The sequence below is a fragment of the Cryocola sp. 340MFSha3.1 genome, assembly GCF_000383315.1.
Lineage (GTDB): Bacteria > Actinomycetota > Actinomycetes > Actinomycetales > Microbacteriaceae > Leifsonia.
The window spans coordinates 405,229-422,638 of the sequence record NZ_KB911088.1; the positions used below are offsets into that span (position 1 = coordinate 405,229).

General features: G+C 69.7%; 17 protein-coding genes. 4 read left to right on the forward strand and 13 right to left on the reverse strand.

Annotated elements, in window-relative coordinates:
* Nucleotides 1-60: 60 nt before the first annotated feature.
* Genes H284_RS0112960 through H284_RS0112970 form a run of 3 tightly spaced genes read right to left on the reverse strand, consistent with a single transcriptional unit; the run spans nucleotide 61 to nucleotide 3,265 of the window.
* The gene (locus H284_RS0112960; protein WP_020076589.1) at nucleotides 61-1,914 is read right to left on the reverse strand and encodes a YhgE/Pip domain-containing protein; all 1,854 of its coding nucleotides are present in this window, start codon (nucleotides 1,912-1,914) and stop codon (nucleotides 61-63) included.
* Entirely contained in the window at nucleotides 1,911-2,609 is a 699-nt protein-coding gene (locus H284_RS0112965) for a hypothetical protein (RefSeq protein WP_020076590.1), read from the reverse strand. The genes H284_RS0112960 and H284_RS0112965 overlap by 4 nt, the downstream gene beginning before the upstream one ends.
* Complete coding sequence (locus H284_RS0112970) at nucleotides 2,606-3,265, reverse strand: TetR/AcrR family transcriptional regulator (RefSeq protein ID WP_020076591.1); 660 nt, start codon at nucleotides 3,263-3,265, stop codon at nucleotides 2,606-2,608. Before H284_RS0112970 ends, H284_RS0112965 begins: the two co-directional genes overlap by 4 nt.
* Before the next feature lie 119 nt (nucleotides 3,266-3,384).
* On the opposite strand from H284_RS0112970, the gene H284_RS0112975 reads away from it, so the two are divergent.
* The gene (locus H284_RS0112975; protein ID WP_018192391.1) at nucleotides 3,385-4,671 is read left to right on the forward strand and encodes an adenylosuccinate synthase; all 1,287 of its coding nucleotides are present in this window, start codon (nucleotides 3,385-3,387) and stop codon (nucleotides 4,669-4,671) included.
* 24 nt (nucleotides 4,672-4,695) lie between these two features.
* Here H284_RS0112975 and H284_RS0112980 read toward each other — a convergent pair whose 3' ends face one another.
* The gene (locus H284_RS0112980; RefSeq protein ID WP_020076592.1) at nucleotides 4,696-5,976 is read right to left on the reverse strand and encodes a GNAT family N-acetyltransferase; all 1,281 of its coding nucleotides are present in this window, start codon (nucleotides 5,974-5,976) and stop codon (nucleotides 4,696-4,698) included.
* Nucleotides 5,977-6,037: 61 nt separating this feature from the next.
* Between H284_RS0112980 and H284_RS0112985 the strand changes: the two genes are divergently transcribed.
* A complete protein-coding gene (locus tag H284_RS0112985) occupies nucleotides 6,038-6,331 on the forward strand; it encodes a hypothetical protein (protein WP_018192388.1) in 294 nt (97 codons plus the stop codon).
* 92 nt (nucleotides 6,332-6,423) lie between these two features.
* Here H284_RS0112985 and H284_RS0112990 read toward each other — a convergent pair whose 3' ends face one another.
* The 5 genes from H284_RS0112990 to H284_RS0113010 all read right to left on the reverse strand — a co-directional run bounded on the left by H284_RS0112990 (nucleotide 6,424) and on the right by H284_RS0113010 (nucleotide 11,295).
* Entirely contained in the window at nucleotides 6,424-7,344 is a 921-nt protein-coding gene (locus H284_RS0112990) for an SDR family NAD(P)-dependent oxidoreductase (protein WP_020076593.1), read from the reverse strand.
* Nucleotides 7,345-7,347: 3 nt separating this feature from the next.
* On the reverse strand, nucleotides 7,348-7,662 hold the full coding sequence (locus tag H284_RS0112995; RefSeq protein WP_018192386.1) for a chorismate mutase: 315 nt from the start codon (nucleotides 7,660-7,662) through the stop codon (nucleotides 7,348-7,350).
* 17 nt (nucleotides 7,663-7,679) lie between these two features.
* Nucleotides 7,680-9,011: an FtsX-like permease family protein gene (locus H284_RS0113000; protein ID WP_020076594.1), complete on the reverse strand. Its 1,332-nt coding sequence runs from the start codon at nucleotides 9,009-9,011 to the stop codon at nucleotides 7,680-7,682.
* A complete protein-coding gene (locus H284_RS0113005) occupies nucleotides 9,008-9,718 on the reverse strand; it encodes an ABC transporter ATP-binding protein (protein WP_020076595.1) in 711 nt (236 codons plus the stop codon). The genes H284_RS0113000 and H284_RS0113005 overlap by 4 nt, the downstream gene beginning before the upstream one ends.
* A 98-nt stretch (nucleotides 9,719-9,816) precedes the next feature.
* Entirely contained in the window at nucleotides 9,817-11,295 is a 1,479-nt protein-coding gene (locus H284_RS0113010; RefSeq protein WP_020076596.1) for a glycosyltransferase, read from the reverse strand.
* A 226-nt stretch (nucleotides 11,296-11,521) separates the two neighbouring features.
* Here H284_RS0113010 and H284_RS0113015 point away from each other — a divergent pair, with 226 nt between their 5' ends.
* Complete coding sequence (locus H284_RS0113015; protein ID WP_020076597.1) at nucleotides 11,522-12,238, forward strand: hypothetical protein; 717 nt, start codon at nucleotides 11,522-11,524, stop codon at nucleotides 12,236-12,238.
* A gap of 66 nt (nucleotides 12,239-12,304) precedes the next feature.
* Here the strand turns inward: H284_RS0113015 and H284_RS20255 are convergent, their stop codons facing one another.
* Nucleotides 12,305-12,619 (reverse strand): hypothetical protein, encoded by a 315-nt coding sequence (locus tag H284_RS20255; RefSeq protein ID WP_020076598.1) that lies wholly within the window; start codon nucleotides 12,617-12,619, stop codon nucleotides 12,305-12,307.
* A gap of 136 nt (nucleotides 12,620-12,755) precedes the next feature.
* Here H284_RS20255 and H284_RS0113025 point away from each other — a divergent pair, with 136 nt between their 5' ends.
* On the forward strand, nucleotides 12,756-13,739 hold the full coding sequence (locus H284_RS0113025) for a hypothetical protein (RefSeq protein ID WP_231371217.1): 984 nt from the start codon (nucleotides 12,756-12,758) through the stop codon (nucleotides 13,737-13,739).
* A 636-nt stretch (nucleotides 13,740-14,375) separates the two neighbouring features.
* Here H284_RS0113025 and H284_RS0113030 read toward each other — a convergent pair.
* The 3 genes from H284_RS0113030 to H284_RS0113040 form a co-directional block, all read right to left on the reverse strand.
* Nucleotides 14,376-15,065, reverse strand: coding sequence for a CE1759 family FMN reductase (locus H284_RS0113030; protein ID WP_020076599.1), 690 nt, complete (start codon nucleotides 15,063-15,065; stop codon nucleotides 14,376-14,378).
* 45 nt (nucleotides 15,066-15,110) lie between these two features.
* Nucleotides 15,111-16,298 (reverse strand): LLM class flavin-dependent oxidoreductase, encoded by a 1,188-nt coding sequence (locus tag H284_RS0113035; RefSeq protein WP_018192380.1) that lies wholly within the window; start codon nucleotides 16,296-16,298, stop codon nucleotides 15,111-15,113.
* Nucleotides 16,299-16,423: 125 nt separating this feature from the next.
* The gene (locus tag H284_RS0113040) at nucleotides 16,424-17,305 is read right to left on the reverse strand and encodes a LysM peptidoglycan-binding domain-containing protein (RefSeq protein WP_231371218.1); all 882 of its coding nucleotides are present in this window, start codon (nucleotides 17,303-17,305) and stop codon (nucleotides 16,424-16,426) included.
* Nucleotides 17,306-17,410: the final 105 nt, after the last annotated feature.

A 17,410-nucleotide genomic window follows, 5' to 3' on the forward strand; every position in this document is an offset into this window, starting at 1 on the left:
GCCACCCTAGTGCGGGCGGCGGCCCGACCACCAGAGGTACGCGAGCCCGCTCCGAGCCGCCTACCCGATGAGCGACGGGCGCAGGTCGCGCAGCGTCCGGAAGTGCGTCATCCGCGTCACGCCGATCGCCGCGATGAGCAGCGCGATCAGCATCCACAGCGCGAGCACTCCCGCGTCCGCCCAGGCCGTCGCCGGGTTGCCGCCGTACATCAGCTGCCGGATGCCGTCGACCGCGTACGACATCGGCAGCACGTGGTGCAGCGACGCCAGCGGGCCGGGGAGGGTCTGCCAGGGGAACGTGCCGCCCGCGGTGACGAGCTGGAGCACCATCAGCACGAGTCCGAGGAACTGCCCGACGCTGCCGAGCCAGACATTGAGCGCGAGGATGATCGCCGCGAACGTGACGGATGCCAGACCCATCAGCCCGTACATCCCGACCGGGTTGTCGATGCGGAACCCGAGCGCGCCGGAGACGATCGCGAACAGCCCGATCATCTGGATCGCCCCGAGGAGGCCAGGGGTGAGCCAGCCCGCGAGGGTGATCTTGACGGGCGAGTGCAGCGCGGTGATCGCGCGGCGCGACACGGGCTTGACGATGAGGAACAGCGCGTAGATGCCGATCCACGCGGCCAGGGCGACGAAGAACGGCGCGAGGCCGGCACCGTACGTGCCCGCGGAGGTGATCGAGTCGTTCTTCAGGTTCACCGGGTCGGCGATGGTGGATGCCTGCTTCTTCTGCAGGCTCGGGGAGTTGTCCGGGATGCGGTCGACGCCCTGCTTCAGCCCGTCGCGCAACTGCGTTGTGCCGTCGTGGAGGGTCGTCAGCCCGTCGCGCAGCTGAGCGGCCCCACTCGCGGCGGTCGAAGCGCCGGAGGCCAGCTGGGAGGCGCCGGACGCGGCCTGCTGCGAGCCGGACGCGACCTGCGACGCCCCGCCGGCCACCTGGTCGGCGCCCGCGGAGAGCTGGTTGATCTGACCGACGGCGCCCTGGATCTGCGCGTTGCCGGATTGCACCTTCGTGTCGAGGTCGCCGAGCACTGCCTTCACCTCGGCGAGCTGCGCCTCCGTGGCCCCTGCTGCGGTCAGCCGGTTCAGGAGGTCCTGCTGGGCGGCGGGCGCTTCCGCGGCGATCTGGGCTGCCGCGGCGCCCGCCTCGTTCGCCTTCGCGGCGAGCTGCTGGTTGCCTGCGGCCACCTGGGCCGCGCCGTCGCTCACCTGCTGGGCGCCGGACGCCAGCTCTCCGAGCTTGCTCGCCAGCTCCTGAGAGCCGGAGGCGAGCTGTGACGTGCCGTCCGCCAGCTGCGAGGCTCCCGACTGCGCCGTAGCGCTGCCGTCGACCAGCTGGTTCGCGCCGTCGACGGCCGTGACCAGGTTGGAGCGGATGTCGGCGAGCCCGACGAGGAACTGCTTGGCCGCCTGCTCGTTCACCTGCTTGACGATCGACGTGCGGATCTTCTCCGCCGCCTGCGTGCCGATCGTGGAGGCGAGGTAGCTGTTGGTGTCGTTGGTCGTCAGCGTGACGACCGCGCGATGCGGGCTGGTGCCGGAGGCGGAGGCCAGTGCAGACGAGAAGTCCTTCGGGAAGGTGATGCTGAAGTCGTACTTCGAGTCGTCGACCCCGCTCGCGGCGGAGTTCTTCTCGACGCGGTGCCACTGGAACGAGCCGTCCTCGATGAGCTGGTCGGCCACGTCGTCGCCGTAGTTGACGGTCTTGCCGTCGACGGTCGTGCCCGCGTCATCCACAACGATGGCCGCCGGGATGCGGTCCAGGTTCGCGTACGGGTTCTGGTTGGCCCACAGGTAGAGGCCCCCGTAGAGGACGGGAACGCACATCAGTGCGATGAGCGCCACGATCGACATCGGGCTGGCGGTGAGACGGCGGAACTCCGCCGCGATCATCTGCGGGATCTTCATGCGCCTTCTTCATTCGGCTGGGTCACGATCAGGTCCGGGAGATCGTCGGTGTCATCCTGGCCGGGGTCTTCGTCAAAGGTGTCGGGGCCGGTCTCGTCTATTCGGGAGACCAACGAGGCGGCGGCGATGGCCGCGGCGGAGGCGTCGCCGGCGACGATGAGCACGGCGATGTCGCGGCCGGCCAGCTCGCGGGCGAACCGCCACCATTCGACCGGGTCGCCTCCGTGCCGGTCGGGGGAGACGATGACCAGCGCATCCACACCCTTCCGGAGCAGCGCGAGCTCGGCCATCAGCCGGATGCGCACGGTCGGCGGCACGGTGCCGATCGAGGAGCGCGCCCACTCGGAGGCGCCGAGCTCCTTCAGGCAGCGGGACACCGCGACGGGATGCGACGCCCGCCCGGCGAACATCAGCTCCTCGGCGACGATGCCGGCGACGGTCACGTCGGAGGCCGGCTCGGAGACGTCGGGGGCGTCGATGAGCGCGATCCGCCGGCGCATCGCGGCGTAATCGGTGCTGCCGTCGATCGTGACGCTGCCGGCGTCCGGCCGCATCCGCCCGGAGGCGATCAGCCCCAGGACGGTCGGCCGCTGTTCGGTCTCGGCGCGGGCGAGGAACGCGCGGCCGGTCTCGAACGTCGCGGACGTCGGCGGGAGGGCCGCTCCCTTGGTGACCTGATCGAGCACGACCTTCATCGCTGCGCACCTCCGTCGTTCGTCTCAGCGGGCGTGAAGGCCAGCTCAGGGGTGGACGCGATCAGCTCGCCCGCCTCGCGCCAGCCCATCCCGGCGGCGCCGAGCCCCGCCAGCATGACCAGGCGGTGGCCGGCTTCGGGGCTGAGGCGGGCGCGGGTGGCCTCGTCGAGCACCGAAACGGCGGCGTTCTCGATCAGGCGCGTTGTGGTCTCGCGGTCGAGGTCGGTGCGGATGCGGCCCGACTCCATCCCGCGCCGGACGGTGTCGCGGAGGCGCTCGCGCGCGGGGTCGAGGGCCGTGCCGACCATCTCGCGGTGCGGGCCGCGAACGGCCAGCGCCGCGCTGACGCGGACATGCTCGACCTCGGCCCAGAGGGTCGCGCCGAACAGCGCGATCTCGACGAGGGGGTCGGGATGCGACACCGGGTCGAGCAGGGCGGCGAGCCGACGTGCGCCGCGGGTGAACACCTCGACCAGCAGTTCGTCGCGGGTGGCGAAGTGCCCGTAGACGGCGCGGCGGCTGAGGCCGGCGCGTGCGGCGATGTTCTCGAGCGACGCGTCGATGTCCTCATTGAGGGCGATGGCGGCGGCTCCGAGGATGGCCTCGCGGTTCGCCGTGGCGTCGCGTCGCGGTGCGCGGGTGGAAGGGGTGGGCATGCATCCAGTGTACGCCCTTCTTGCACAGTTGTGTGCAACTTTACGGGTCGCGATAGGATCGAGTGCGACGGTCGTCCGCGTGGCGCCGACGTGTTCCAACCACCGAGAGGACGTGAAACGTGCCCGCGATCGTGATCATCGGCGCCCAGTGGGGTGACGAAGGCAAAGGCAAGGCGACCGACGTCCTCGGCAGCCGGATCGACTACGTCGTCAAGTTCAACGGCGGCAACAACGCCGGGCACACCGTCGTCGTCGGCGACGAGAAGTACGCCCTGCACCTCCTCCCCTCCGGCATCCTGACCGAGGGTGTCACGCCCGTCATCGCGAACGGTGTCGTCGTCGACATCGAGGTGCTGTTCGAGGAGCTCGACGCCCTGATCGCCCGCGGCGTCGACGTCTCCCGCCTCAAGGTCAGCTCGAACGCGCACGTGATCACCTCGTACCACCGCACCATCGACAAGGTGACGGAGCGCTTCCTCGGCAAGCGGCAGATCGGCACCACCGGTCGCGGCATCGGCCCGACGTACGCGGACAAGATCAACCGCGTCGGCATCCGCATCCAGGACATCTTCGACGAGAACATCCTGCGGCAGAAGGTCGAGGGCGCCCTCGACCAGAAGAATCACCTGCTGGTGAAGGTCTACAACCGCCGCGCGATCACGGTCGACGAGGTCGTCGAGCAGCTGCTCGAGTACGCCGAGCGCCTGCGCCCGATGGTCGTCGACAGCTCCCTCCTGCTCAACCAGGCGCTGGAGGAGGGCAAGTACGTGCTCTTCGAGGGCGGCCAGGCGACGATGCTGGATGTCGATCACGGCACCTACCCGTTCGTCACCTCCTCCAACTCCACCGCCGGCGGCGCTGCGACCGGCTCGGGCATCGGCCCCAACCGGATCGACCGCGTCATCGGCATCGTCAAGGCGTACACCACGCGCGTCGGCGCCGGTCCGTTCCCGACCGAGCTGTTCGACGAGTGGGGCGAGTTCCTGCGCGAGCGCGGCTTCGAGTTCGGCACCACCACGGGCCGTCCGCGCCGCACCGGCTGGTACGACGCCCCCGTCGCCCGCTACACCGCGCGCGTCAACGGGGTGACCGACTTCGTGCTCACCAAGCTGGACACGCTCACCGGCATCGACCGCATCCCGGTCGCCGTCGCCTACGACGTCGACGGCGTGCGCCACGACGAGGTGCCCGCCTCGCAGAGCGACTTCCACCACGCGAAGCCGATCTACGAGGAGTTCCCCGGCTGGACCGAGGACATCAGCGGCGCCCGCACGTTCGAGGACCTCCCGAAGAACGCGCAGGACTACGTGCTCGCCCTGGAGCGCCTCTCGGGCGCCCGCATCTCCGCGATCGGCGTCGGCCCGGCCCGCGACCAGATCGTGGTGCGCCACGACCTGATCGACTGAGTCAGGCGCGGGCGGCGACGCCCGTCAGAACCAGGTGCTCAACCGCGGCGGGACGGCCGTGCGGAAGAGGCGGTCCAGCGCATCCACGTCGCCCTGGATGCGACCCGCCAGACCGAGCCCGCGTGCCAGGCCGTGCCCGAGGTAGACGCTGCCGAGGGACGCGACCGGCAGGGTGACATCGGCCGCGTCGTCGGTGGGGGCGACCTCGGCGCGTCCGTCCGTCACGGTGAGCCGGAAGCGGCCGGCGGCGAGGCCCAGGTCGTCCGTCACGTCGAGGACGAGGGAGCCGTCGCGTTCGTACGTCCGCGCCTGCAGTGCTGCGGGGACGTCAAGGATGCGCACCCAGAGGTGGTCCTCGAGGTCGGTGACCCGCGCGCCGCGGATGTCGGAGACCAGGGCGGGAAGGGGCTCGTCGACCCCGCGGGTCCACACCTTCACCGTGGCGACCAGGTCGAGGTCGAGCAGGTAGCGCCAGAGGGCGGTGAGTGCCTCATCCGTCGCGGCCGCCAGGTGGTTCACCTCGACGGTGTGGCGCGTGAAGTCGTCGTCGCCCTTGACCACGTACGAGACGAAGCCCTCGGGCTCGCCCGACGGGGAGTCGTAGCGCACGAGGCGGTACTTGTCGGCGTCGGGGCTGCCCTTGAGCGGACCGATCAGGCGGTGGGCCAGGTACGGCTCCAGCCCGATCTCGCCGGGTCGGCCGGCCATCACGGCGTCGAGCACGCGCTCGCCGGTCTCGCGATACTCCTCCGGGTCGGTGAACGACAGGCGGCCCGGCGTCTCGCCGCCCGCCCAGCGCACGCGCTTGGTGTCCACGTTCCAGGCGGTAGCGAACGTCGCGGGGCCGAATCCCCATCGCCCGTAGATGACCGACTCGGAAACGGTGAGGATGGCAAGCGGCACGCCGAGAGCATGTGCCGCGCGCAGCTCCCCGCCCAGCAGTGCACGGGCGATGCCGCGCCGGCGGTGGGTGGGCGCGACGGTGACCGAGCTGATCGCCCAGGCGCCGACGCGCTGGCCGCCCGGGACGGTGAGCGGTGCGACCCAGGAGTTCACGGTGCCGACCGGCTCCCGGGAGGGGATGGCGTCGTCGTAGACGCCGGTGGTGCGGCGGCGGCCCAGGTAGCCGCGCGCCTCCTCCAGCACCTCGTCCTTCGGACGTTCGCTGTGGAAACCGCGGAAGTCGGCGCGGATCCAGCCGTCGAACGCGGCAGGGTCGGAGGTGTCGACGAGGGTCAGGCGGAGTCCGCCCGCCGCGAGGTCGTTCTCGGAGGTCGGATCGATGGGCTGGGTGAGGTAGTCCATCCCTTCACCGTATCGGGCGGGCCGTGACAGCGGCAGGTCCGCGGTCGGCTAGCGTTGAGGCATGAAGGTGCGCGGTCTCATCCAGAGCAGCGAGACGCAGGAGCTGACGGCGGAGGCGGACGACGCGCAGTCGGCCCGTGCGCTCATCGAGGAGCAGGTCCCCGAGGGGTTCGACCTGCTGCAGGTGCACAACGCCATGCCCCGCGGCGGTCGTGTGATCGCGAAGGCGATCATCCGCGAGGCCGCCATCGAGGAGATCGAGGCGGAGGGCGCTGACTACGCCGCCGCTCGGGATGCGCTACGCGCCCGAGTGCCGTCCACGCACCGCCTCCTCTCGATCGTCCCCTTCGACTGACGCCCAACCCCCACCGTCGAGTCCACAAATTTTGCACGCTCGGGGGCTCCGAAGTGTGCAAAGTTCGCGGACTCGACGGGGGCGGAAGCGGCTCAGAGGGGGAAGGGCTGCTCGGCGGCTCGCTCGAAGAGCGGCCAGAGGGCAGCGCCGAGGCGCGGCGAACGGGATGCTCTGGTCGCCGGCGCGTGCACCGGTGCGCCCTTCGTCCACAGCGCGGGCCCGAGGTAGTCGCCGCCGGCGATCGACGGGTCGAGCACCGCGCGGACCGGCGCGTGCGCGCCCTCGTCTTTGCCCTGCGTCCACGCCGCCTGCAGGTTGTCGGCGAACCGCTTCAGCCGTGACGGCTGGTTGACGCCGCGGATTCCGGGTGTCCGCCCCGAGGTCGAGTAGCCGGGATGCACCACGATGCTCTGCACGTCCGACCCTGCCGCGCGCAGCCGACGATCGAGCTCGAACCCGAACACCTGCGCCGCGATCTTCGAGCCCGCGTAGGCCCACCACGCGGTGTACGAGCGCTCCAGCTGGAGGTCGTCGACACGCACGCGGCCGAGCCGCGACGCCAGCGAACCCAGCGTGACGATGCGCGATCCGGGGGTCCGCTGCAGAGCCGGGATGCTGCGGGCGACCAGACGGAAGTGTCCGAGCACATTCGTGGCCAGCACCAGCTCGTTGCCGTACTCGTCGGTCTGCCGGGTACGCGGCGGGTGGACGATCCCCGCGTTCAGCACCAGCGCATCCACCCGCTCGTAGGCGAGGAGGGCGTCCGCCGCCGCGTCGATCGACCGCCGGTCCGTCACATCCAGCGGCGCCGCCTCGACGCGGGCACCGGGCACGCGGCGGCGGATGGCCGACACCGCCGCCTCCGCGCGCTCCGGGTCGCGGCAGCCGAGCACCACCCGGGCGCCGGCCGCCGCCAGCTGCTCCCCGGTGAAGTAGCCGACGCCCGCGTTCGCACCGGTGATGACGACCGTGCGTCCGTGGGCGTCCGGCAGGGCGGATGCGTCCCAGCCCATGCGCTATCTGCCGTTCTCGCCGGCGATGCGCTCGTGGTGGTGGATGACCTCCGCGATGATGAATGTGAGGAACTTCTCCGCGAACGCGGGGTCGAGGTGACTCTCCTCGGCCAGTGCGCGGAGACGCTGGATCTGCTCCTTCTCGCGCTCCGGGTCGGCCGCCGGGAGCCCGTGCTCGGCCTTCAGCGCACCCACCTGCTGCGTGAACTTGAATCGCTCCGCGAGCATGTGGATGACCGCGGCGTCGATGTTGTCGATGCTCTGCCGGATGCTGTGCAGCTGCTCAAGCGCAGCCGCCACGTCGCTGTTTTCGGGCATGCTTCGACCCTACTGGGTCACAGACTGGGGGATGGCTCCGCGAGCACCCGCGTGAGAACCGGCCGCGTGGCCCGCAGGGCCGCCCACACGAGCAGCACACCGGCGGCGAGGCACGCCGCCACCGTCACCAGCGTGAGCGGGGACAGCAGGAGGCTCATCCCGGTGAGCGGCAGCACCACGACGGCCGCCGTGACGGCCGACCCGATCGCGGTCACCCGCAGGGGCGACAGGATGGCGCGGCTGCGCGCGGCGTTCATCTCGGCGACGGGCATCCCGATCCGGTCGAGGCTCACGTAGAGGTCGCGGCGGTCGAGGATGGCGGCCGCCTGGTTCACGCCGGCCGAGCACGCGACCATCAGGAACGACGCGATGACGGTGATGAGCACGCCGGTGCGGATGTCCGCGACCAGCAGTCGCGACTGCGGGTCGCCCGAGTCGCCCGCCGCATCCATCAGGGCGACGCCGACGCCGGCGACCACGGCCATGAAGCTGGTCATCGCGACGCCGGACACCTGCCGCCAGGCGGCCTTCGGCGATTCGAGCACCGCGCGAGCAGCCAGCAGGCGCCGAGCGGTCCGCGCCCGGCGGGCCTGCCCGGAGGCGACCAGCCGCAGGACCCACGGGCCGATGAGGTTCAGAACGGCGATGCTCCCACCGAACCCGATGGCGAGGACGACCATCACGATCCCAACGTCGGCCACCGCCCGCAGCGCGGTCATGGCGACGGCGACGACGGCCACCACTCCGACCGTGATCAGGACGCGCACCCAGTGCACCCGTGGCGCCTGCTGCCGCGTGCGCACGCCGAGGGGAGACAGGATGACGCCGCGCAGTCCGACGACGGCGCTCACCGCGGCCAGTGCCCCGATACCGGCAACGGCCACCGCCACCCACAGCGGGGACAGCAGGATGGACATCCCGAGCGGCTCGCCGCGGAACGGGATGAGCGCCACCAGGGGCGACACGAGCAGCGCCACCAGGGCACCCGTGATCGCCCCCACGAGCGCGAGCACGGTCGACTCGATGACCGTCAGTGCGGTCACCAGCGCGGGCGTCGCGCCGAGCAGCCGAAGGCTGGCCAGCCGGTCGTCCCTCCGTCGCGCCGAGAGCCGCGCAGCGGAGCCGCCGAGCGCGACGAGCGGCACCACGAGCAGGGAGAGGGCGATGACCGCGAGCACCTGGTAGAGGCCCGCGATGTCGTCCGTCCACGAGAAGAAGGCTTGCGCTCCACCCGCGACGATCAGCAGCAGCGCCGTCACGACGGCGAAGGCCACGACCGGCAGGATCACGGTGGAGCGGGCGGAGACACTGCGCCGGCCGAAGAGCCACGCGAGCCGCAGGGTCGTCATCGGGCGTTCACCTCGTCCACGATGCGCCCGTCGGCGAGGCGGAGGACGCGCGAGCACCGTGCGGCGACGGTCTCGTCGTGCGTGACGACGACGAGCGACCGGCCGCGGTCCGTCGTCGAGCGGATGAGCGCATCCATCACCTCGGCGGACGTCTGCGAGTCGAGGGCGCCGGTCGGCTCGTCGGCGAACACGACGGCGGCTCCGGTGGTCTGTGCGCGGGCGATCGCCACGCGCTGCGCCTGACCGCCCGAGAGCTGGCCGATGCGGCGCGTCTCGTACCCGGCGAGGCCGAGGGCGGCGAGCCACATCGCGGCCGTCTGCTCTGCGGCGCGGCGATCCGTCCCGGTCAGCATCAGGGGAAGGGCGACGTTCTCGATCGCCGTGAGCTCGGGCAGGAGCAGCCCCTGCTGGAACACGAACCCGAATGCTTCGCGCCGGAGTCGCGAACGACCGGCCTCATCCAGCGTCGTGATCTCGAGCGGGCCGGTCGCGGTCGCCAGCGACACTGATCCGCTGTCGGGCGTGATGATGCCGGCCAGGCAGTGAAGCAGGGTGGTCTTACCCGAGCCGGACGCGCCCATGATGGCGACCGACTCGCCGGGAGTGACCCGGAAGTCGACGCCGGCGAGCGCGACGGAGGGGCCGTAGGACTTGGTGAGCGCGGTGGCGACGATGGCCGGGGGCGCTGCAGCGGGAACCGAGGTCATGCCTCCAGCCTGGCCGCGGGACGGAAAGCAGGCATCGGCCGGGAGGCCCATCGCTGCACGGGCGTGTCATCCGGAGGATGTCATCCCGCGGTACCACGTCAGCCTGCGGCGACCCGGCCGACCTTCTCCGTCTTGTCCCAGCGTGCCTCCGCGCCCGCGAGCTCCTTGAGGTACGAGTCGAAGGTGATCGCGCACAGCAGGGAGCCATATCCGGCCAGGTAGATCAGCGCGGGCGACAGCCAGCGGCCGGCGCGGACCTTCTCCGCCTTGCGAGCGAGCCAGGCGACGACCATGGAGAACGGGATCCAGATGTAGATCGCGAGCGTGATGGTGAACAGGGCCGGCTCGCTGAGCGTCACGCCGAACAGCCCGGGCAGCCACACGAGCATGACCGGCGGGAAGAGCGCGGTGATCATCACGAGCATGTTGATGATGCCGGGGAACAGCAGGACGTGACCCAGCTCGTGTCTGGTCGACCTCCCGTCGGTCTGCGATCCGAGGATGAGGACGAAGAGGTAGGCGAGCGCGGCCGAGATCCACAGGATGCGGAACACCGTCGTCGCGACCCCGTCCTGGAGGAACAGAAGCCCGGCGAGCCCGATCGACGACAGGATCATGATGAGGGGGAGCAGCCAGAGGCTGAACCAGACGATGCCGAAGCTGATGCCGCCCAGGTGGTGGAGGCGGGACGGGCGGAACCACACCTTGGAGTACCGCGCGGTGACGGTGACGTTGCCCCGTGCCCAGCGGAGACGCTGCTTCCACAGGGCGTCGACAGCGCGGGGCTCCTCGGCGAGCACGTGCGCGTGCGGTTCGAAGACGACCTTCTTGCCGAGCAGCTGCGTCTCGAACGTCGTGATCGTGTCCTCCGCCAGCGACGACGTGTCGATGCGGCCGCCGATCGCGAGCAGGTTCTCGCGGGTGTGCAGCTGCGCGCCGCCGGCGAGGCACGCCTGTGCGCCCAGCACGTTCTGCGCCCGGCGGGCGGCGGGCTGCGAGAGCACGTACTCGACGCTGATGAACTTGGTGAGGTAGTTGCGGTCGCTGCTTCCCTCGCTGATGTACGCCGACACGGCGCCCACGTCGGGGTCGGCCAGGTGCCGGGTCATGCGCCGCAGCGACTCGGGGGTGTAGATGACGTCGGCGTCCATGATGAGGAGCGCCTCCATCCAGTCGTCCTCCAGCACCTTCGCGATGCCGTGGTTGAGCGTGTGCGCCTTGCCCTGGCCGCCCTGCTCCCGGCGGAGCAGGTGGACGTTGCCCGGGTACAGCTCTGCGCGCCCCCGGACGACCTCGGGGGTGTCGTCGGTGCTCGCGTCGTCGACCACGTAGATGCGCAGGGCGTCGCGCGGGTAGTCCAGTTTCATCAGCCGGTCGATGGATGCGCCGATCACCGCTCCCTCGTTCCATGCCGGAACGACGATCGCGACCCGCGGAAGGTAGGGGGCGGCCTTCTTGTAGTGGTTGATCCAGGCGTGGAAGGGGATGACGACGAAGGTCGCGGCCGCGGCGACGACCGGGATGAGCCCGGTGAGCGCGAGGACGAGGCACACGACGACGCCGATCGTGTGCAGCACGCTGAGAATGTCCAACCCCAAGACCTCCCTGTTCTACCCAGACCCTATCGCCCCTGCCTCGCGCGGCCGCGAGCCGCAGGGCGGGTGGCGTGGCGGCGTGTTCGCGAGGGGAAAGGCACGCGGCCGTGCGGGACGTTGATCGGGCTCCGGTCGCTCGTTAGGGTGAGGTCGAGTCGGTGCGGGTTTCGGGTGCAGAGGGCCGGCCTCAGGGGGGCGTCATCCAGTCATGAGCGGTGCGACGACGCTTCGGCCGACGGACGAAGCCCTGCTCCGCGTCACGACGCTCGACGAGAGCGACCGCCCAGTGCGTCTTCTGACGGACGACTGGAAGTTGGTCGACGAGCTCGACGTCGCCGTCGAGCGGGCGCGCTCGCCGTTGCGTCGCGCATCGATTGCCGTGCGCCTCGGCGACGCGGCGGTCATTCTCATGGCGTTGGCCGCCTGCATTATCGTCGGCATTTCGGCCGTTCCGAACCCAGCGAAACGGCCGATCATCGTCGCCGTTTTCGTGCTGGCGGCGGGTATTGAACTAGTCCGCCTCGAGTATCCGGGCTACCGCAACAAGCGGGCACGGATGCGGGGGCCGAGCATCGCGCGTCCGGTCTACTTCGCGGGCGGTTCGCCCTACTCCCGCCGCCGGCTCGTGCTCGGTCGGCGTTGCCTCTTCCTGATCTCGGAAGACGGTCGCATCTCCCAACTCCCGTGGAGCGACATCTCGGTGGTCGGGCTGGATTTCCGCATGTCCGGAGCCGTGATGGTGATGGCGGTGGACGGTCGATTTCTCCCGCTGGCGACCTCCGGGCGCGTCGGCGGTGCGCTATCGCTGGTGTGGGGCGGAAATTGGTGGGGTCGGCACGAGCAGTTCCGGACGTCGCTGAAGGACGACCTGGAACGCACCGGCGTACCCGTCGCCGTCATCGACTGGTCGGCTGTCGCGATCTGAGCCTTGCCTGGCCGCACACGACGACGGGCCCCGGTCGCCCGGGGCCCGTCGTTCCGTCATGCTGCGCTACTTGCGCGTGCCCGGCAACGTCCCGCCCGCGGCGAGGCGCATGAGGTCGGAGCCGAGGTCGATGCCCAGCTCGTTTCCGCCGGCCGAGCCGAACTCGTGCTGGTAGCTGTCCCACGACGTGTCCGTGATCTTGGACTCGACCTCGGACTCCATGAGCACGACCAGTTCGCGGGCGGCGCGGTCGATGCGCTTGCCGAGGGCCTTGTCCTGCCAGTCCTCGGTCGCGATCTGAACACCCCTTCGACCGGTGAGTCCCTGCTGAGCACGCGCAGCGTCGAGCGTTGCTGAAAAAAGTCCACGGCTCGGCGTCATGAACTGAGGCTGGCTGCGTCTAAAGGAGTAACAGGCCTAACCGACCAGGAGTAGTGAACTGCCGACCGTTCCTGTTTGCCGGGTGACGGACAACCCCAGTTCATTTCGTTCGGTGTTGAACGAAGAGAAAGACTCAATGAAGAAGTTTCGTGTACTGATGCCAGCCGCAACGCTGGCCGGGGTCTGCGTTATCGCGGCAAGCCTGACCGGGTTCGCCGCGCTGGACGCTGAGGAGGTCAACGCAGTGGATGCGGTGGCCGCGATCCAAGGTGTCGCGCCTGAGTCGCTTTCCGGCCTTGCCGCGACGAGTAGGGACAGCGTCACCGCCGCGGCTGCCACCGTCGAGGGCGGCAGGGTTGTGGTCCCGGCTGACCCGACCGACGGCCTCTCCCTCGGGGACTCGGTTCAGATCGGGTTGCCGTTTGCCCAGCACGCGTCCGACGCGACGGACTCGCAGCTTCCCGGCGTCGTGGCGTACGACAACAAGAACGGCTCGACCACCGTCCCGCTCATCAAGGCCGACGGAACCCTGCAGATCAATACGGTGATCGACAATGCCAACGCTCCGAGACGGTACGACTACCCGATCGGCGCTCCCCAGGGGGCGACCCTCACGCAGGATGCGAACGGTACTGTTGCGGTTGTCGCAGCGGACGGGTCGCCGCTGCGGGTTTTCGGTGAAGCGTGGGCGAAGGACGCCAACGGCAGCCCGGTGCCGACCCGCTACGAGGTGCACGGAAGTACCCTCACCCAGGTCATCGAGTTCAGCGAGCACACAGCGTTCCCCGTCATCGCTGACCCGTCGACCGGTGTGTACTCGTACAACTGCGTGCTTCAGAACGGCAGCAGCTACTTCCTTAAGCCGGGGACCGCGCTCAACACATGCAAAGGTTCGTATCTGCAGAAGTACATCAACGGCGCAAAGGTCCAGACCATCGCGCTTACCGGCTACGGGACCCCCGCGAACCCCAAAGCGTTCGGCACCCCCGACTGTTACATTGCGATCGGTGTTGGGCTGGGAACGCTCTATGGTCCCGGCTGGTTGGTCCGCTTCCTTTCCGGTGCGATCGGATACGTTGCTACCCAGGGACTGCCCAATATCACTGCTTGTCGAGGATGAAAAATGAGTAAGTCGCATGACCTTCCCCGTTGGATGAGGTGGTCGTTTGGTTTGCCACGGCTCTGGACCGGATTCGCTTGGCTTGGTCTTGCAGCATGCGTGACCGTCTTTGGCATCACGGCCAACAACACCGCTTCGTATGTTTTCGGGGGGTTGGCCTGCCTGTTTGGTGTGATCTTTATCGTCATCGCCACTCACGATAAGAAGTACAGGGTTGGGCGATACCGGCGTCTCGACTGACCGCCCGTCACCGCGCAGCCAGTCCCCTGGACACGTTGTCCGGGGGGCTGTGCTGTTTCTACTAGCATGCGCGCGAGCTGGTGCCGAGGCCGGCCTGTGGTGCGCATCTCCCCGGCTGCGATTGCAGCTGCGGTGGCACGGGCGGAAGTTCGCGGGAGATTCCCCGTACTGCGGGTGGATGCTGACGGGGAAGTAGTGGTCCGGCTCGAAGGCGCCGTAGCCGTCGCGCAGCAGGTAGTCGATAGTTCCTCCGCACGGCCAGCAGCGGGCGGCTTGGCACAGCAGCCGAAACTCGGTGCGCAGGATGGCCGTGCGCCTACCTCGCCTACTGGCTCGCCCGGCGCTGGAACGCGAACAGGCGCCCGCCCGCGAGGGCGAGCGCCTGCCGGTCGCCGGTCAGCGGGTGGTGGGCAGCGTCCCGCCCGCGGCGAGGCGCATGAGGTCGGAGCCGAGGTCGATGCCCAGCTCGTTTCCGCCGGCCGAGCCGAACTCGTGCTGGTAGCTGTCCCACGACGTGTCCGTGATCTTGGACTCGACCTCGGACTCCATGAGCACGACCAGTTCGCGGGCGGCGCGGTCGATGCGCTTGCCGAGGGCCTTGTCCTGCCAGTCCTCGGTCGATGCGGACACCGAGGTCGGCGTCGTCATGGTCCGGAGGAACGCGAACAGCGACCGCATCTCGCCGTCGACGACGAGCGCGTGGCGGGCGGTGCCCGCGGTCGCGCCGAGCACGACCGGCTTGGCGATCAGCAGGTCGTTGTCGAGCACCTGGAAGAACGAGGTGAACAGCCCGCTCGGTCCCGCCTTGTACACCGGGGCGGTCGCGATGATGCCGTCGGCCGACTTCAGCGCCTCGATCGCCTTGGTGAACTTCGGCCCCAGGTGCCCGGACGCCAGGGCCGCGCCCAGCTCCGGCAGGAGCTCGCGCAGGTCGAGGTTGAGCGTCTCAACCGTGCGGCCGTCGCGCTGGGCGGCCGCCTCCACGCGCAGGGCGAGGCGGTCGGCGAGCATCTTGGTGGACGACGGGTCGCTGACGCCCGCGTTCACCACGACGACGCGGAACGGCCGCAGGTCTGATGTGTTCATGGTCTGTCCTTGTCTCGATCGATGGTCGGTGGATGCCGCCGGGCGTCAGAGCGCCGGGTAGCTCACCTCGACCTGCTCGTCGGTGTCCTGGTAGGGGGACGCGCCGGTGACGTTGTCGCCGCGGTTCGCGTTCGGGCGCGGCTGGCGCGGGTCCGCGTCGCCGTACTTCGCCTTCACGAGGGACGCGTGGGTGGGGGCGTCCGGCGTCTCCGGATCCTTGCGCGCCTCGGTCTCCTTGCGGAGGACGGGGATGACGTGCTCGCCGAGCAGGTCCAGCTGCTCGAGGACCGTCTTGAGCGGCAGGCCGGCGTGGTCCATCAGGAACAGCTGGCGCTGGTAGTCGCCCGCCCACTCGCGGAACGTCAGCGTCTTGTCGATGACCTCCTGCGGGCTGCCGACGGTCAGCGGGGTCGCATCCGTGAACTCCTCCATCGTCGGCCCGTTGCCGTAGACCGGGGCCTCGTTGAAGTAGGGGCGGAACTGGTTCTTCGCGTCCTGCGAGTTTTTCGCGATGAAGGCCTGGCCGCCGAGTCCGACGATCGCCTCCTTCGCGGTTCCGTGGCCGTAGTGCTCGAAGCGCTCACGGTAGAACGCGATCAGACGCTGGAAGTGCTCCTTCGGCCAGAAGATGTTGTTGGCGAAGAACCCGTTGCCGTAGAACGCGGCCTGCTCGGCGATCTCGGGGGTGCGGATGCTGGCGTGCCAGACGAACGGCGGCACGTCGTCGAGGGGGCGCGGCGTGGAGGTGAAGCCCTGCAGCGGCGTGCGGAAGCGTCCCTCCCAGTCGACGACGTCCTCGCGCCACAGGCGGTGCAGGAGGTTGTAGTTCTCGAGCGCGAGCGGCAGGCTCTGGCGGATGTCCTGGCCGAACCACGGGTACACCGGGCCGGTGTTCCCGCGCCCGACCATGAGGTCCATGCGGCCCTTCGACAGGTGCTGGAGCATCGCGTACTCCTCGGCGATGCGCACCGGGTCGTTCGTGGTGATCAGGGTGGTGGATGTGGTGACCGTGAGCCGCTCGGTGAGAGCGGCGATGTGGGCCAGCAGGGTGGTGGGCGACGAGGAGAAGAACGGCGGGTTGTGGTGCTCGCCGATGGCGAAGACGTCCAGCCCGACCTCCTCCGCGTGCTTCGCGATCTTCACGATCGCGTCGATGCGCTCCGCCTCGCTCGGCGTCTCACCGGACACGGGGTCGCGGGTGATGTCGCTGACGGAGAAGATTCCGTACTGCATGACTGGCTCCTCAGGTTTGTTCTCGCCGTTTCTATGCAAACGCATACAACGCGACAGGGGGCGAGGTATTCCCATCCTGGCGCGCGCGGTCGCATGGGGGTAGGCCGGCGGTGTGAAACCGCAGGTCAGAGGGCTTGCGGATCGAGGTTGAGCGACTGATTCTCGAGCAGGTTGAGGCTGCCGTCGTACGCGCGACCGCTCGGGTTCAGCCAGAGCAGGTCCTGCGACGTGATGCCGAACCGCTGCGCGACGCCGTCGAACGTGTCCCCGGCCGCAACGACATAGCGCGCGGGAGCGCCGGAGGGGGTCGTCTCCGGGACACTGCCTGCCGCACCCGCACGCGCACCGCCGTCGACGGGATGGACGTTGGTCGCCCGCTCGGGGATCGACCAGCGGACCGTGTTCACCGCGAGCACCTTGTCCGGGCCGAGCTCGACGGGCACGCCGTCGGGCGACGCGACGGACGAGTAGGTCACCAGGGCGCCGAGGTACGACGGGTTGCCGATGTAGCCCAGCGGGACCGACGAGGCGGCGGCCGCGCCGGCCGTAGGTCCGCCGAGGGCGTGGTCGGCGACGCCATGCCAGGTGAGGCCGTCCCCGACCTGCGGCGGAACGTCGATCAACGTGACAGAGACAGGTACCGGGACGCTCGAGGTGAAGCCGCTGTATTGGATCGAATACGTGTTGTCGCCGTTCGACACGATCCGATAGTGGAAGTGGATGCTGCCCTTGGGCGACGCGACACTCGCCTCGGCGACGGTGGTGCCCGACGGGACCGGAGTGAGTGTCGGTGGCGGAGGCGGCGGTGTCGTCGGCGTCGGCGTCGCGCTGGGCGTCGGCGTCGGCGACGCGGAGTGCGTCGGCTTCGGCTGAGCCGTAGTGTGCCGCGCCACCGGCTTCGCCTGCGCGCCTCCGTCGAAGAGCGCGCAGCCGGACAGTGCGACAGCGAGCGCGACGAGCATCCCCGCGGCCGCAGCGGTGCGGACGCGCCTGTTCGTTCTGTACATGGTTCCCCCTCGGGGAACGCTACCAAATACCGGCTGGCCGGATCTCATCCATCCGTGTCCGATTCCCGCGCGCGCCGGGTCGGCGGCACCCGCTAGCGTCGACAG

What these genes read in the sequence shown, in the direction of transcription:
- H284_RS0113025 (WP_231371217.1), top strand. Translation starts at nt 12,756, where the DNA reads ATGAAGAAGTTTCGTGTACTGATGCCAGCCGCAACGCTGGCCGGGGTC.
- H284_RS0112965 (WP_020076590.1), bottom strand. Translation starts at nt 2,609, where the DNA reads ATGAAGGTCGTGCTCGATCAGGTCACCAAGGGAGCGGCCCTCCCGCCG.
- H284_RS0112985 (WP_018192388.1), top strand. Translation starts at nt 6,038, where the DNA reads ATGAAGGTGCGCGGTCTCATCCAGAGCAGCGAGACGCAGGAGCTGACG.
- H284_RS0112990 (WP_020076593.1), bottom strand. Translation starts at nt 7,344, where the DNA reads ATGGGCTGGGACGCATCCGCCCTGCCGGACGCCCACGGACGCACGGTC.
- H284_RS20255 (WP_020076598.1), bottom strand. Translation starts at nt 12,619, where the DNA reads ATGACGCCGAGCCGTGGACTTTTTTCAGCAACGCTCGACGCTGCGCGT.
- H284_RS0112980 (WP_020076592.1), bottom strand. Translation starts at nt 5,976, where the DNA reads ATGGACTACCTCACCCAGCCCATCGATCCGACCTCCGAGAACGACCTC.
- H284_RS0113005 (WP_020076595.1), bottom strand. Translation starts at nt 9,718, where the DNA reads ATGACCTCGGTTCCCGCTGCAGCGCCCCCGGCCATCGTCGCCACCGCG.
- H284_RS0113030 (WP_020076599.1), bottom strand. Translation starts at nt 15,065, where the DNA reads ATGAACACATCAGACCTGCGGCCGTTCCGCGTCGTCGTGGTGAACGCG.
- H284_RS0112970 (WP_020076591.1), bottom strand. Translation starts at nt 3,265, where the DNA reads ATGCCCACCCCTTCCACCCGCGCACCGCGACGCGACGCCACGGCGAAC.
- H284_RS0113040 (WP_231371218.1), bottom strand. Translation starts at nt 17,305, where the DNA reads ATGTACAGAACGAACAGGCGCGTCCGCACCGCTGCGGCCGCGGGGATG.
- H284_RS0112960 (WP_020076589.1), bottom strand. Translation starts at nt 1,914, where the DNA reads ATGAAGATCCCGCAGATGATCGCGGCGGAGTTCCGCCGTCTCACCGCC.
- H284_RS0113000 (WP_020076594.1), bottom strand. Translation starts at nt 9,011, where the DNA reads ATGACGACCCTGCGGCTCGCGTGGCTCTTCGGCCGGCGCAGTGTCTCC.
- H284_RS0112995 (WP_018192386.1), bottom strand. Translation starts at nt 7,662, where the DNA reads ATGCCCGAAAACAGCGACGTGGCGGCTGCGCTTGAGCAGCTGCACAGC.
- H284_RS0113015 (WP_020076597.1), top strand. Translation starts at nt 11,522, where the DNA reads ATGAGCGGTGCGACGACGCTTCGGCCGACGGACGAAGCCCTGCTCCGC.
- H284_RS0113035 (WP_018192380.1), bottom strand. Translation starts at nt 16,298, where the DNA reads ATGCAGTACGGAATCTTCTCCGTCAGCGACATCACCCGCGACCCCGTG.